This window comes from Haemophilus influenzae, from assembly GCF_019703545.1.
GTDB classification, from domain to species: domain Bacteria; phylum Pseudomonadota; class Gammaproteobacteria; order Enterobacterales; family Pasteurellaceae; genus Haemophilus; species Haemophilus influenzae_E.
Genome location: NZ_AP018771.1, coordinates 678,935 through 692,818, shown reverse-complemented (window position 1 = coordinate 692,818; position 13,884 = coordinate 678,935). Strand labels below are relative to the sequence as shown.

The 13,884-nt window shown below is 38.0% G+C and carries 15 protein-coding genes, 1 tRNA gene and 1 other annotated feature; of the genes, 14 read left to right on the top strand and 2 right to left on the bottom strand.

Annotated features, from left to right (window positions below):
- Nucleotides 1-157: 157 nt before the first annotated feature.
- From K6J66_RS03470 to priC, 8 genes are all read left to right on the top strand, one after another.
- The gene (locus tag K6J66_RS03470) at nucleotides 158-676 is read left to right on the top strand and encodes an isoprenylcysteine carboxyl methyltransferase family protein (RefSeq protein ID WP_038439252.1); all 519 of its coding nucleotides are present in this window, start codon (nucleotides 158-160) and stop codon (nucleotides 674-676) included.
- 52 nt (nucleotides 677-728) lie between these two features.
- A complete protein-coding gene (gene cmoA / locus K6J66_RS03465; RefSeq protein WP_038439255.1) occupies nucleotides 729-1,454 on the top strand; it encodes a carboxy-S-adenosyl-L-methionine synthase CmoA in 726 nt (241 codons plus the stop codon).
- A gap of 92 nt (nucleotides 1,455-1,546) precedes the next feature.
- The gene (locus tag K6J66_RS03460) at nucleotides 1,547-1,783 is read left to right on the top strand and encodes an antitoxin (RefSeq protein ID WP_005656316.1); all 237 of its coding nucleotides are present in this window, start codon (nucleotides 1,547-1,549) and stop codon (nucleotides 1,781-1,783) included.
- Nucleotides 1,780-2,184 carry a type II toxin-antitoxin system VapC family toxin gene (locus tag K6J66_RS03455; RefSeq protein ID WP_038439256.1) on the top strand — a complete coding sequence of 135 codons (405 nt, stop codon included), beginning with the start codon at nucleotides 1,780-1,782 and terminating at the stop codon, nucleotides 2,182-2,184. The genes K6J66_RS03460 and K6J66_RS03455 overlap by 4 nt, the downstream gene beginning before the upstream one ends.
- Nucleotides 2,185-2,250: 66 nt before the next feature.
- Nucleotides 2,251-2,658 (top strand): lactoylglutathione lyase, encoded by a 408-nt coding sequence (gloA, locus tag K6J66_RS03450; protein WP_005628548.1) that lies wholly within the window; start codon nucleotides 2,251-2,253, stop codon nucleotides 2,656-2,658.
- Nucleotides 2,659-2,731: 73 nt separating this feature from the next.
- A complete protein-coding gene (gene rnt, locus K6J66_RS03445) occupies nucleotides 2,732-3,421 on the top strand; it encodes a ribonuclease T (protein ID WP_005659978.1) in 690 nt (229 codons plus the stop codon).
- A 94-nt stretch (nucleotides 3,422-3,515) separates the two neighbouring features.
- Nucleotides 3,516-3,637, top strand: a sequence feature (His leader region).
- A gap of 97 nt (nucleotides 3,638-3,734) precedes the next feature.
- Nucleotides 3,735-5,087, top strand: coding sequence for a Na+/H+ antiporter family protein (locus K6J66_RS03440; protein ID WP_038439259.1), 1,353 nt, complete (start codon nucleotides 3,735-3,737; stop codon nucleotides 5,085-5,087).
- A 32-nt stretch (nucleotides 5,088-5,119) separates the two neighbouring features.
- Nucleotides 5,120-5,707, top strand: coding sequence for a primosomal replication protein PriC (gene priC / locus K6J66_RS03435; protein ID WP_038439260.1), 588 nt, complete (start codon nucleotides 5,120-5,122; stop codon nucleotides 5,705-5,707).
- A gap of 51 nt (nucleotides 5,708-5,758) precedes the next feature.
- Here priC and K6J66_RS03430 read toward each other — a convergent pair.
- Together K6J66_RS03430 and efp are read right to left on the bottom strand one after the other, a co-directional pair.
- Nucleotides 5,759-5,848: transfer RNA gene (locus tag K6J66_RS03430), tRNA-Ser, on the bottom strand.
- Between the two features lie 214 nt (nucleotides 5,849-6,062).
- Nucleotides 6,063-6,629, bottom strand: coding sequence for an elongation factor P (gene efp, locus K6J66_RS03425; protein ID WP_005662944.1), 567 nt, complete (start codon nucleotides 6,627-6,629; stop codon nucleotides 6,063-6,065).
- A 37-nt stretch (nucleotides 6,630-6,666) separates the two neighbouring features.
- Between efp and epmB the strand changes: the two genes are divergently transcribed.
- From epmB to relA, 6 genes are all read left to right on the top strand, one after another.
- A complete protein-coding gene (gene epmB, locus K6J66_RS03420) occupies nucleotides 6,667-7,683 on the top strand; it encodes an EF-P beta-lysylation protein EpmB (RefSeq protein WP_005691796.1) in 1,017 nt (338 codons plus the stop codon).
- Between the two features lie 98 nt (nucleotides 7,684-7,781).
- Complete coding sequence (oapA, locus tag K6J66_RS03415) at nucleotides 7,782-9,077, top strand: opacity-associated protein OapA (RefSeq protein ID WP_080281349.1); 1,296 nt, start codon at nucleotides 7,782-7,784, stop codon at nucleotides 9,075-9,077.
- Nucleotides 9,078-9,135: 58 nt separating this feature from the next.
- A complete protein-coding gene (locus K6J66_RS03410) occupies nucleotides 9,136-9,540 on the top strand; it encodes an MliC family protein (RefSeq protein WP_110442561.1) in 405 nt (134 codons plus the stop codon).
- A gap of 2 nt (nucleotides 9,541-9,542) precedes the next feature.
- Nucleotides 9,543-10,253: a DNA repair protein RecO gene (gene recO / locus K6J66_RS03405; protein ID WP_005662689.1), complete on the top strand. Its 711-nt coding sequence runs from the start codon at nucleotides 9,543-9,545 to the stop codon at nucleotides 10,251-10,253.
- A complete protein-coding gene (rlmD, locus tag K6J66_RS03400; RefSeq protein WP_038439264.1) occupies nucleotides 10,253-11,569 on the top strand; it encodes a 23S rRNA (uracil(1939)-C(5))-methyltransferase RlmD in 1,317 nt (438 codons plus the stop codon). The genes recO and rlmD overlap by 1 nt, the downstream gene beginning before the upstream one ends.
- Before the next feature lie 77 nt (nucleotides 11,570-11,646).
- The gene (gene relA, locus K6J66_RS03395; protein ID WP_038439265.1) at nucleotides 11,647-13,878 is read left to right on the top strand and encodes a GTP diphosphokinase; all 2,232 of its coding nucleotides are present in this window, start codon (nucleotides 11,647-11,649) and stop codon (nucleotides 13,876-13,878) included.
- Nucleotides 13,879-13,884: the final 6 nt, after the last annotated feature.

Sequence of the window (13,884 nt, the reverse complement as noted above, 5' to 3'; positions counted from 1 at the left end):
CCAAGAGAGATAAAAAGTTTATTTATGCTGACAAATCAATCAAAAAAGCAAAGAAAAGTAATAAATGTTCAAAATAAAGGCTTTTTTGTGCCATATCATCAGATTTTTTGTTATATTATGCGGCTTGTTGAGATTAAATTACGTTAAGGATAACCACATGTTATTTATCAATATTACTTTTGCCTGTATTTTAGCGATCCGTTTTTACAGTCTGTCTATTTCAATTCGTCATGAAAAAGCACTCATTGCAAAGGGTGCAATACAGTATGGTAAACGCAATTCCACACTGTTGTCCATTGCCCATGTTGTATTTTATTTTGCGGCGATCATTGAGGCTAATAACCAAAACCTGTCATTTAATAGCACTTCACAAATAGGGTTGGCGATTTTAATTTTTGCTATTGCAATGCTATTTTATGTGATTTATGAGCTAAAAGAGATTTGGACAGTAAAAATTTATGTTTTACCAGAACATCAAATTAATCGCTCTTTCTTGTTTAAATACGTACGTCACCCGAATTATTTCTTAAACATTATTCCCGAGTTAATTGGTTTATCGCTTTTCTGCCAAGCAAAATATACCGCATTGATTGGATTACCCATTTATTTGCTTATCCTAGGCGTGCGTATTAAACAAGAAGAGAGTGCCATGTCGCATTTATTTCCTAAATCATAATTTATAAATTTCTTCTAAAATAACGACTCTTTCTCTCTGCCTTTAACACATTATGGTAAAAGATACTCTATTTTCTACCCCCATTGCTAAATTGGGGGATTTCATCTTTGACGAAAACGTTGCTGAAGTCTTTCCAGATATGATTCAACGCTCCGTGCCTGGCTATTCCAACATTATTACTGCAATCGGTATGCTGGCGGAACGTTTCGTCACGGCTGATAGTAATGTTTATGATCTTGGTTGCTCGCGAGGTGCCGCCACACTTTCTGCACGTCGAAATATTCATCAACCAAACGTAAAAATTATTGGTATCGATAATTCTCAGCCTATGGTTGAACGTTGTCGCCAACATATTGCGGCGTATCATAGTGAAGTACCTGTAGAAATTCTCTGTGACGATATTCGCCACGTTGAAATTAAAAATGCCTCAATGGTCATTCTCAACTTTACCTTGCAATTTTTACCGCCTGAAGATCGTATCGCATTGCTTACCAAAATCTATAAAGGCTTAAACCCAAATGGTGTATTGGTGCTATCTGAAAAATTCCGTTTTGAAGATACCAATGTTAATAATTTGCTTATTGACTTGCACCACCAATTCAAACGTGCCAATGGTTATAGCGAACTTGAAGTGAGCCAGAAACGCACTGCACTTGAAAATGTGATGCGTACAGATTCTATCGAGACACACAAAGTACGGTTAAAAAACGTAGGATTTTCACAAGTAGAGCTTTGGTTCCAATGCTTTAATTTTGGCTCGATGATTGCGGTTAAATAAAACAACAGCGATTTAATCTTCTTACTTGCATACAGCAATTGAAATGATTAGTATATACTTATTAAATACATAGTATATACAGGAGGGTAAATATGCTTGCTAAAGTGTTTCAAAGTGGTAACAGCCAAGCTGTTCGGATCCCGATGGACTTTCGTTTTGATGTCGATACCGTAGAAATTTTCCGAAAGGAAAATGGAGATGTGGTATTACGCCCAGTTTCTAAAAAAACAGATGATTTTCTTGCGTTATTTGAAGGATTTGATGAGACCTTTATTCAAGCACTTGAAGCGCGTGATGATTTACCGCCTCAGGAGCGAGAAAATTTATGATTTATATGTTAGACACTAATATCATTATTTATTTAATGAAAAATCGTCCCAAAATTGTTGCCGAACGAGTATCACAATTATTGCCTAATGATCGCTTAGTTATGAGCTTTATTACTTATGCTGAACTTATTAAAGGCGCGTTTGGTAGTCAAAATTATGAGCAATCAATACGAGCAATAGAATTGCTTACTGAGCGAGTGAATGTACTATATCCCAATGAACAAATCTGTTTACATTATGGCAAATGGGCAAGTACACTCAAAAAACAGGGGCAACCTATCGGAAATAATGACCTATGGATTGCTTGCCACGCATTGAGTTTAAATGCTGTTCTTATTACACATAATATAAAAGAGTTTCAGCGTATTACAGATCTTCAATGGCAAGATTGGACAAAATAGATAATTCTGATTTTTTATTTTACTTATGCCATAATTCGTTTAACTCAATTAAAAAAGGACAAATTAATGCGAATTTTACACACTATGTTACGCGTGGGCGATTTAGATCGTTCAATCAAATTTTATCAAGATGTTTTAGGTATGCGTTTATTACGCACCAGTGAAAACCCCGAATACAAATATACGCTGGCTTTTTTAGGTTACGAAGATGGCGAAAGTGCGGCAGAAATTGAATTAACATACAACTGGGGCGTAGATAAATATGAACACGGCACAGCATATGGACATATCGCTATCGGCGTAGATGATATTTATGCGACTTGTGAAGCTGTTCGTGCAAGCGGTGGTAACGTTACTCGCGAAGCAGGGCCAGTTAAAGGTGGCTCAACCGTCATTGCTTTTGTTGAAGATCCAGATGGTTATAAAATTGAATTTATCGAAAACAAAAGTACTAAATCTGGTTTAGGCAACTAAAGTGCGGTCAATTTTTATTGTATTTTTAATAACGTAGGGATTCCTACGTTATTTTATTTTTAAGAGATAGATTATGTCCGATTCTCAAGAAATCCCTTATCACAATCAATTAAAAAATCGCTTTCGTGGCTATTTCCCCGTCATTATTGATGTTGAAACTGCAGGTTTTGATGCAAAAAAAGATGCGCTTTTAGAACTCGCTGCAATCACTTTAAAAATGGATGAAAACGGTTATTTACACCCAGATCAGAAATGCCATTTTCATATTGAGCCTTTTGAAGGAGCAAATATTAATCCTGAGTCCTTGAAATTTAATGGCATTGATATTCACAATCCATTACGTGGTGCAGTATCTGAACTCGATGCAATCACGGGGTTATTTCAAATGGTACGTCGAGGACAAAAAGATGCGGATTGCCAACGATCCATTATTGTGGCACACAACGCTGCTTTTGACCAAAGTTTTGTGATGGCTGCTGCTGAACGTACCGGCGTAAAGCGTAATCCCTTCCACCCTTTTGGCATGTTTGACACGGCAAGTTTAGCAGGCTTAATGTTTGGTCAAACTGTTCTTGTTAAAGCCTGTCTTGCTGCTAAAATCCCCTTTGATGGGAAACAAGCCCATTCAGCGTTATATGATACCGAACGCACGGCGAAATTATTCTGCTATATGGTCAATCATTTAAAAGATTTAGGTGGTTTCCCACATATTGCGTCTGAACTAGAACAGGAAAAAACAACTGAAAAAGAGACCGCACTTTAAGAAAAATAAAAAACTGGTTGCAATCGTTTTATTTTTCCAGTAGTTTAAAAGCAATTCTTATTTGGAGATAAAAAATGAACATTATCCGTCGTCACCATCATCACCATTCAACTGAATAATCTTTCAGGTTTTTGGTGTGCTTGGAAGATTTCTTCCGAGCTGACAGGATAATAAAAATCTTACCCCTCGGAAGGCAACTTTCGAGGGGTTTTGTTTTATTTACGATATAGGAGGCATTAATTTAGCGTTATTCTTTATTCAATAAAAATTTTAAAGTAAAGTATTTATCATTTAATTTACAAGGAAAAACACAATGTTATCAAACCCTGTTGTTATCTCAATCATCGTTTTGCTGGCACTTAGTTTGCTACGCATCAACGTTATTATCGCACTGGTGATTGCTGCGCTTACCGCAGGATTTATCGGTGATTTAGGTTTAACTAAAACCATCGAAACCTTTACAGGCGGCTTAGGTGGCGGTGCTGAAGTCGCAATGAACTATGCAATACTTGGAGCGTTCGCCATTGCTATTTCTAAATCAGGCATTACTGATTTAATCGCTTATAAAATCATCATAAAAATGAATAAAACGCCAACTGCTGGCAATTTAACTTGGTTTAAATATTTCATTTTTGCGGTATTGGCATTGTTTGCCATCTCCTCTCAAAACTTACTTCCAGTGCATATTGCTTTTATTCCAATTGTTGTACCACCGCTACTTTCAATCTTTAACCGTTTAAAAATTGACCGCCGTGCAGTAGCTTGCGTACTTACATTTGGTTTAACTGCTACCTATATGTTATTACCAGTAGGCTTTGGAAAAATCTTTATTGAAAGTATTTTAGTTAAAAACATTAATCAAGCTGGCGCAACCTTAGGTTTACAAACAAATGTAGCACAAGTTTCTTTAGCAATGTTGTTACCTGTTATTGGAATGATTTTAGGCTTACTCACAGCCATATTTATTACCTACCGTAAACCACGTGAATACAATATCAATGTTGAAGAAGCAACAACTAAAGATATTGAAGCTCACATTGCTAATATTAAACCAAAACAAATTGTTGCAAGTTTAATCGCGATTGTCGCAACCTTCGCAACACAATTAGTCACAAGTTCAACTATCATTGGCGGTTTAATTGGCTTAATTATTTTCGTACTATGTGGCATTTTCAAACTAAAAGAAAGCAACGATATTTTTCAACAAGGCTTGCGCTTAATGGCAATGATTGGCTTTGTAATGATTGCTGCTTCAGGTTTTGCAAATGTGATTAATGCCACCACTGGCGTAACAGATTTAGTACAAAGCCTAAGTTCTGGTGTTGTGCAAAGTAAAGGTATTGCCGCATTATTAATGCTTGTCGTTGGTTTATTAATTACAATGGGTATTGGCTCATCATTCTCTACAGTACCGATTATTACATCAATTTACGTACCACTCTGTTTATCTTTTGGTTTTTCTCCATTAGCGACAATTTCTATTGTAGGTGTAGCAGCGGCTTTAGGAGATGCAGGTTCGCCCGCATCAGACTCAACATTAGGCCCAACATCTGGCTTGAATATGGATGGCAAACACGATCACATTTGGGATTCTGTTGTACCTACCTTTATTCACTATAATATTCCATTATTGGTATTCGGCTGGATTGCAGCAATGTACCTTTAACGATTATAATCCCCCTCTTGGGGGATTTTTTTATGGCTGTTCAACAACTTATCCAACGCTTAGATCAAAAAGTTCAACAACTTTATCAAGCTCATTTATCCAAACGAGAAGAAAAAATCTTCGCCAAATTTGACCGCACTTTGTTCAGTGAAAATGGACAGAATGTTTCCTTTTATCTAAAAGAAATCAATCAAACGCTAGATAGAATAAAGACATTAGAGTCTAACGATTCTAATCACTATAATTTTCTAGCTGAGCGTTTACTCGCCCAATGTTCCGCTCTTTCGGAAGCTTTAGTTCGCAAGAATACTCATCTAACTGAATCCCAAACAACAACGAAACAAACCATTCAAAAATCTCAACATAGCATTCATAAATTACCACCAAGAGAACGCCTAGAAAAATATTACGAAGCACGAGAACAATTGAATAATCTTTATCGACAGCATAAAGATTTAGCACAAGCTGAAAAAAATAATGATGAAAAAATACGTTATGCTCAACTTGCAGAAGTTTATAAAAAACGCCAGCAAAAATGCCAAGATGCAATCGATCTTTTAGAAGAATATTTGGTGTTTAAAGAAGAAGTGGAAAACCGTGAAAACACAGAAAATAGATGATGAGAAATAAAAAAACTAATTCTTCCGAATTAGTTAGCTCGTAAAAATTGATGGCGGAGGAATAGGGATTCGAACCCTAGGAGGGCGTAAACCCTCGCCGGTTTTCAAGACCGGTGCCTTCAACCACTCGACCATTCCTCCGTGATTTAACGAGCGTGAATAATACGTTCTCTAATAAAAACCGTCAAGTAGAAATAATCTCATTTTTATCAAGTGATTATTTTTACCACAGCTTATAAAAAATGCCTTTCCTATTTATGAACGGAAAGGCATTTTTATTGAATGAATTTCAGTGCTTTTATTACTGCAACATAATACACCGCAGAAATTAACCGCACTTTTGTCATCTAAACAATTATTTTACGCGAGAGACGTATTCGCCAGAACGAGTATCGACTTTGATTACTTCACCGATTTGAACGAAAAGCGGCACTTTTACAACTGCGCCTGTGCTTAATGTTGCGGGTTTACCGCCAGTGCCTGCGGTATCGCCTTTAAGACCTGGGTCTGTATCGACGATTTCTAATTCAACAAAGTTTGGTGGCGTAACAGTAATTGGCGCACCATTCCATAAAGTCACGACACAATCTGCTTGGTCTAATAACCATTTTTCTGCATCGCCTACGGCTTTTGCATCAGCAGAGTACTGTTCAAATGTTTCTGGGTGCATAAAGTACCAGAATGCATCGTCTTTGTATGAATAAGTTAAGTTAAGATCCATAACATCAGCCGCTTCAACCGAAGTGCCAGATTTAAAGTTTACGTCTAATACTTTGCCTGAAATTAATTTACGAATACGAGTACGAGTGAATGCCTGACCTTTGCCTGGTTTTACAAATTCATTTTCAACGATGACACAAGGCTCGCCGTCTTGCATAAATTTTAGACCTGGTTTGAAATCACTGGTAGTATATGTAGCCATATTTGAAATATCCTAAAAATGAGAGATGGTTTGAAAAGTGCGTATTTTACCCCAAGAACCCGTCATTAGAGAAGAACAAAATTGGCTCACAATTCTAAAAAATGCCATTTCAGATCCTAAATTATTACTAAAAGCCTTAAATTTACCAGAAGATGATTTTGAGCAATCCATTGCTGCGCGGAAACTTTTTTCGCTCCGCGTGCCACAACCTTTCATTGATAAAATAGAAAAAGGTAATCCGCAAGATCCCCTTTTCTTGCAAGTGATGTGTTCTGATTTAGAGTTTGTGCAAGCGGAGGGATTTAGTACGGATCCCTTAGAAGAAAAAAATGCCAATGCGGTGCCAAATATTCTTCATAAATATAGAAATCGCTTGCTCTTTATGGCAAAAGGCGGTTGTGCAGTGAATTGTCGTTATTGCTTTCGCCGACATTTTCCTTACGATGAAAACCCAGGAAATAAAAAAAGCTGGCAACTGGCGTTAGATTACATTGCGGCACATTCTGAAATAGAAGAAGTGATTTTTTCAGGTGGCGATCCTTTAATGGCGAAAGATCACGAATTAGCGTGGTTAATAAAACATTTGGAAAACATACCGCACTTACAACGTTTGCGTATTCACACCCGTTTGCCTGTTGTGATTCCGCAACGGATTACTGATGAATTTTGCACTTTATTAGCAGAAACTCGTTTGCAAACAGTTATGGTGACACACATTAATCATCCGAATGAAATTGATCAAATTTTTGCTCATGCGATGCAAAAATTAAATGCCGTGAATGTCACGCTTTTGAATCAATCTGTTTTGCTAAAAGGCGTGAATGATGATGCGCAAATTCTAAAAATATTGAGCGATAAACTTTTTCAAACAGGCATTTTGCCTTATTACTTGCATTTGCTGGATAAAGTTCAAGGGGCGAGCCATTTTTTGATTAGCGATATTGAAGCTATGCAAATCTATAAAACCTTGCAATCTCTGACTTCTGGCTATCTTGTTCCTAAACTTGCACGAGAAATTGCGGGCGAGCCAAATAAGACTTTATACGCAGAATAAGATCCGATAAAATACGCATAATTTTTTCGCCGCACTTTTGGGCTTCTCAATTTTGTGGCTAATTAATATGAATAAGAACAAGCATCAGAGGCAATCCAGTGAATTCTATGGATAAAAATGAACAATCATCTCAAAATGAATTGGATTTAGGGCTTAATCAAGAGCCAATTACACCAAAGAAAACAATTCAGCCAAGTTCGTCAATTTTAGGTAAAGCAAAAGGGTTATTTGCCAAAAAAAATCACGTGCAAACTAACTTTCAGCAACGTAAAGAACCTACTTTTGGCGATTCATCAACGCAAGAAAATGATCCTTTAATTCCGAGTGAAAATTTGAAAAAAGCGCAAAAGCCAGTTCTTCAAACTTCTTTCACAGAAGAAAATATTTCTGCGGTTGATGAAGAAATCAGTGCTGAAAATAACGCGGATGAACCCGTCGAAAAGGCTGAAAAACCTATTTTAGCTCAACCAGAAAAATGGAAAATATTACAAGTATTGCCAGCAAAACATCGCCGTTTATTTATGGCTATTTTTGTGTTGGTTATTTTATTGATTATTTTCTTCGCATTAAAACCAAGTTCTGACACCGTTGAGTCTTTTACTCAATCTAACAGCAATGAAGTTCCTGTGCAGTTCCAATCGTTAGATCAAAGCCAGCCAGTGGAAACCACGATTTTAGATAATCCTCCTGCACAAAATCAAATGGCTGTAGAACAAGCTAACCAATCTGAATTTGCACCAAAAGCAGAGGAAGCGGCGAATAATACGACGGCTCAAAACCCATTAGTAGAAAATGCGCCAATGCAACAAAATGTTGTTCAAGCTCCAAGTCAAATGCCAAATGAAATGGCTGCGGCATCTGTTGCGCCTATGCAACCAGCTCAAGCGGAACAGCCAAAAGCAACTGTGCCTGTTCAGCCGATGAAAAAAGCGGTAGAATCACAAGTTGCGCATAAAGATACTGTGAAAAAAGAAGTGAAAGTGGCGGAGAAAGCACAGGCTCCATCAAAAGCAACGGAACAAAACGTCGCTAAAACAGCAGGAAACGCACCGATTGTTGAAGCCAAACCTGTTCAAGTAAAAAAAGAAAAGAAAGTTCAAATCGTTGATGCAAAACCTGTGAGTAAATCTACAGCTTCTCACCTTTCTGCAAAAACATTAACTGTGCCGAAAGGTGTTTCACTGATGCAAGTCTTCCGTGATAATCAACTTAATATTTCCGATGTAAACGCAATGAGCAAAGCGGCAGGGGCGGGCAATGTTTTAAGTAGCTTTAAATCTGGCGATAAAGTAACGGTATCTGTGAATAATCAAGGGCGAGTAAATGAAATGCGTTTATCCAATGGTGCGCGTTTTGTGCGTCAGTCTGATGGTTCTTATCAATATAAAAAATAATTTTTTGGGCGAGTAATCGCCTTTTTTCTTTTTAAGTTATTTTCTCAAGGTAGGATTTATGTTGAAAAAAACATCTCTTATTTTTACCGCACTTTTAATGACTGGCTGTGCGCAAAATGCGAATGTAACAACACCTCAAGCGCAAAAAATGCAAGTAGAAAAAGTGGATAAAGCCTTACAAAAAGGCGAAGCTGATCGATATTTATGTCAAGATGATAAAGTTGTTCGTGTTGTACACGCCACGCATAAAAAATACAAAAAAAATTTGCATTATGTTACTGCCACTTTTCAAGGCGTATCAGAAAAACTAACCTTAATGATTTCTGAACGTGGTAAAAATTACGCCAATATTCGTTGGATGTGGCAAGAGCGTGATGATTTTAGTACGCTAAAAACGAATCTCGGCGAAATTTTAGCAACGCAATGTGTGTCACAAACAAGTGAACGCTTATCTGGACAATAATCGTGCAAAGCGAACTTCAACGTGGTTTTGTTTTGCATCGTCGCCCTTATAGTGAAACGAGCTTATTGGTGGATTTATTCACTGAAGAAAGTGGGCGTTTAACGGTCATTGCAAAAGGGGCGCGTGCAAAGCGTTCATCTTGGAAATCGGTTTTGCAACCTTTCACACCTTTATTGTTGCGTTGGACGGGAAAAAGCACATTGAAAACCCTCACTAAAGCTGAACCTGCCGCAATTACACTGCCTTTACAACAAATCGCCCTTTATAGTGGATTTTATGTAAATGAATTACTCACTCGTGTTATTGAGTCTGAAACGCCAAATCCTGCGCTTTTTCAACATTATTTAAAATGCTTAACGGGCTTGGCAACGGAAACTAATATTGAGCCAACGTTGCGTCTTTTTGAATTTCAACTGTTACAAATTCTCGGTTACGGCGTGGATTTTCTGCATTGTGCGGGGTCTGGCGAGCCAGTGGATTTCTCAATGACATACCGTTATCGTGAGGAAAAAGGTTTCCTTGCGTCTTTAGTGAAAGATAATCTCACGTTTTACGGCAGAGATTTGTTAGCCTTTGAAGCCCTCGATTTTTCCGATGATGCGGTACGTCAAGCAGCAAAACGCTTCACTCGTATTGCGCTGAAACCTTATCTTGGCGATAAACCGCTAAAAAGCCGAGAGTTATTCACTCAAAATATTTTACTTTTAAAATAATGGTTCTTCTTTATACCCCAAAGCAAAAAACAAACAATGTTCAAACCATTACGGCTGATATTCTTGATTTAGATTATCAAGGTTTAGGCGTGGCGAAAATTAATGGTAAAACTTGGTTTATTGAAAATGCGCTTCCGCACGAAAAAGTGGAATGCCGTATTTTGGAAGATAAACGCCAATATGGACGCGCCATTGTAAAAAAATGGCGAGTAAAAAGTTCTGAACGTTTAGCACCTAAATGTGCTCATTTTATGCGTTGTGGTGGTTGCCAAGGACAGCATATTCCTATTGAAATGCAGAGAAAAGCGAAAGAATCTGCATTGTTTAAGCGGTTAAGTAAATTACAGTCAGAACCGATTTCATTTCAACCTATGATTTGTGGCGATGCTTGGGCGTATCGTCGTCGTGTGCGTTTGAGTTTATGGTTTAATCCAAACACAAAACAAATCGACATGGGCTTTCGTCAGAAAAATACCAACGATTTAATACCCGTTCAATCTTGCGAAGTAGCAGAACCTGCAATTAATTATTTACTACCTAAATTAACCGCACTTTTAGAAAAATTTTCAGCACCGAAACAGCTTGGGCATATTGAACTTGTAGCAGCTGATAATGGCGTCGCAATGTTGTTACGTTACACGAAAAACCTTGCGGAAATTGACCGCACTTTATTGCTCAAATTTGCTGAACAAGAAAAGTTAATGCTGTTTTTACAAAGCGATGAAGGCATTGAACAAATCTATGGCGATGCGCCTTATTATCAATTTTCTGATGGCATAAAATTACATTTTGATATTCGTGATTTTATTCAAGTAAATAGTGCATTAAATGAACGTATGGTCAATACAGCGTTGGATTGGCTTGAATTGAGCCAACAAGATTGCGTGCTAGATTTATTTTGCGGCATGGGAAATTTTACGCTTCCTTTTGCCAAACGCGTGAAAAGTGCGGTAGGAATTGAAGGCGTTTTTGAAATGGTACAAAAAGCGGCGCAAAATGCCGCAAGAAACCAAATCAAAAATATTGAATTTTTCCAAGCCGATCTTGACCAATCCTTTGTTGAACAACCTTGGGCTAATCAGTCGTTCAATAAAATTTTGCTTGATCCTCCACGCAGTGGCGCAGCTTTCGCGTTAAATGCTTTGTGCGAGCTGAAAGCAGAGAAAATTTTATATGTGTCTTGTAATCCTGCAACATTAGTGCGTGATGCGGAAATTTTATGTGATTTTGGCTACAAGATTGAAAAAAGTGCGGTGATAGATATGTTCCCTCATACGGGGCATTTGGAATCGATAACCTTATTCACTACAAAATAACTCGGTTATTCGGTACAATATCCACCCAAAATAAAAGCGACAGGAAGTTGCTTGCTCTTCATCAACAAGGGGGTATTATGGTTGCTGTTCGTGGTTCTCATTTGTTAAATCCGCAGAATTTTGTGATTGAACAATGGTGCACTGGCTTAAAACTAGCAGAACAAACAGAAAAAAGTTTGATCGATGCGTGGTATTACGCACGTGATTTAATGAATGCCTACCCCGATGAAATGAAGAATGCGACCTTAATGCTGCAGTCTGGCGTGGAAATGGTAGAAATTTTGCACGAACTTAATATGGATGCGGAAACATTGCTTACTGCCATGTTGTTTCCTATTGTTGCAAATAAATTAACAGACTGGGAAAGTCTAAAAGAAAAATTTGGTGCGAAAATTACTAAATTACTTAAAGGCGTGTTGGAGATGGATAATATTCGCCAACTTAATGCCAGTCATTCCGCTAACGCTCTGCAAGTGGATAATGTTCGCCGTATGTTGTTGGCAATGGTGGACGATTTCCGCTGCGTGATCATCAAACTTGCCGAACGTATTACTTTCTTGCGTGATGCAGAGTATCGTTGTGCAGAGGAAGACAAAGTCCTTGCCGTCAAAGAATGTTCTTATATTTATGCCCCTCTTGCCAATCGTCTTGGAATTGGTCAGCTGAAATGGGAGTTAGAAGATTACTGCTTCCGTTATCTTCATCCTGAACAATATCGCGCTATTGCTAAATTATTACAGGAACGTCGTCTTGATCGTGAACATTACATTGCTGATTTCGTCAGTGAGTTGAGCAGTTATTTACGTGAAAATATCAAGCAAGTGGAAGTCTATGGTCGTCCGAAACATATTTACAGCATTTGGCGCAAAATGCAGAAAAAGAATCTTGAGTTCAGCGGTTTATATGATGTAAGAGCGGTCAGAATTATCGTGCAAAAATTGCAAGATTGTTACACCGCACTTGGGATTGTTCATACTCAATTTAAACACTTACCCAAAGAATTTGACGATTATGTCGCGAACCCGAAACCGAACGGTTATCAATCTATTCATACTGTTGTTTTAGGTAAAGGTGGCAAGCCAATTGAAGTACAAATTCGAACCCAACAAATGCATGATGATGCAGAGTTAGGTATGGCGGCACACTGGAAATATAAAGAAGGCAATACAGGCAGTATGTCTGCCTATGAAGAAAAAATTGCGTGGTTGCGTAAATTGTTAGCTTGGCAAGATGATATTACGGATTCTGGCGAAGTGATGGCAGAGTTGCGTAGCCAAGTGTTTGATGACCGTGTATATGTGTTTACGCCAAAGGGCGAAGTGGTGGATTTGCCAACGGGATCTACACCATTAGATTTTGCTTATGCCATTCATAGTGAAATTGGTCATCGCTGCATCGGGGCAAAAGTGGCAGGACGTATTGTGCCATTTACCTATCAGCTACAAATGGGCGATCAAATCGATATTATTACCCAGAAAAATCCGAACCCGAGCCGTGACTGGTTAAACCCAAATTTAGGATTTACCCATACGTCAAAATCTCGCGCAAAAATCCAAGCGTGGTTTAAAAAACAAGATCGCGATAAAAATATTCCAGCGGGTAAAGAATTACTCGATAATGAACTCACGCTTTTGAATTTAAGTATTAAGCAAGTGGAACCTTATGCGTTACCACGCTATAACTTGAAAAATTTGGACGATCTTTATGCAGGTATTGGCAGTGGCGATATTCGTTTAAATAACTTAATCCATTTCTTGCAAAGTAAATTGATTAAAGTGACTGCTGAAGAAGCGGATCAAGAGATTTTGCGTCATGTTGCTAATAAAAGTGCGGTCAATTCTCAGCAGAAATCTGAAAAGAACAATGGCTATGTGATTGTGGAGGGTGTGGGCAATCTTATGCATCATATTGCGCGTTGCTGTCAGCCGATACCAGGCGATGCGATTGTTGGCTATATTACAATGGGACGTGGTATTTCTATTCACCGAGCGGATTGTGAACAATTCTTAGATTTGCAAGCGACTCATCCAGAACGCGTAGTGGAATCAATTTGGGGCGAAAATTACGCAAGTGGTTTCCATATTAATATCCGTATTGTGGCAGGCGATCGCAATGGCTTATTACGTGATATTACGACGGTTCTAGCAAATGAAAAAATTAGCGTGCTAGGGGTCTCAAGCCGTGCTGATACCAAAAAACAGCTTGCTACCATTGATATGGAAATTGAACTCCATAATGTTGAAAGTTTAAGTAAAATATTGGCTCGATTAGCAAAATTAGATGATGTTATCGAAGCGAAGCGTTTATAAAAATAG

What these genes read in the sequence shown, in the direction of transcription:
- K6J66_RS03470 (WP_038439252.1), top strand. Translation starts at nt 158, where the DNA reads ATGTTATTTATCAATATTACTTTTGCCTGTATTTTAGCGATCCGTTTT.
- cmoA (WP_038439255.1), top strand. Translation starts at nt 729, where the DNA reads ATGGTAAAAGATACTCTATTTTCTACCCCCATTGCTAAATTGGGGGAT.
- K6J66_RS03460 (WP_005656316.1), top strand. Translation starts at nt 1,547, where the DNA reads ATGCTTGCTAAAGTGTTTCAAAGTGGTAACAGCCAAGCTGTTCGGATC.
- K6J66_RS03455 (WP_038439256.1), top strand. Translation starts at nt 1,780, where the DNA reads ATGATTTATATGTTAGACACTAATATCATTATTTATTTAATGAAAAAT.
- gloA (WP_005628548.1), top strand. Translation starts at nt 2,251, where the DNA reads ATGCGAATTTTACACACTATGTTACGCGTGGGCGATTTAGATCGTTCA.
- rnt (WP_005659978.1), top strand. Translation starts at nt 2,732, where the DNA reads ATGTCCGATTCTCAAGAAATCCCTTATCACAATCAATTAAAAAATCGC.
- K6J66_RS03440 (WP_038439259.1), top strand. Translation starts at nt 3,735, where the DNA reads ATGTTATCAAACCCTGTTGTTATCTCAATCATCGTTTTGCTGGCACTT.
- priC (WP_038439260.1), top strand. Translation starts at nt 5,120, where the DNA reads ATGGCTGTTCAACAACTTATCCAACGCTTAGATCAAAAAGTTCAACAA.
- efp (WP_005662944.1), bottom strand. Translation starts at nt 6,629, where the DNA reads ATGGCTACATATACTACCAGTGATTTCAAACCAGGTCTAAAATTTATG.
- K6J66_RS03410 (WP_110442561.1), top strand. Translation starts at nt 9,136, where the DNA reads ATGTTGAAAAAAACATCTCTTATTTTTACCGCACTTTTAATGACTGGC.
- rlmD (WP_038439264.1), top strand. Translation starts at nt 10,253, where the DNA reads ATGGTTCTTCTTTATACCCCAAAGCAAAAAACAAACAATGTTCAAACC.
- relA (WP_038439265.1), top strand. Translation starts at nt 11,647, where the DNA reads ATGGTTGCTGTTCGTGGTTCTCATTTGTTAAATCCGCAGAATTTTGTG.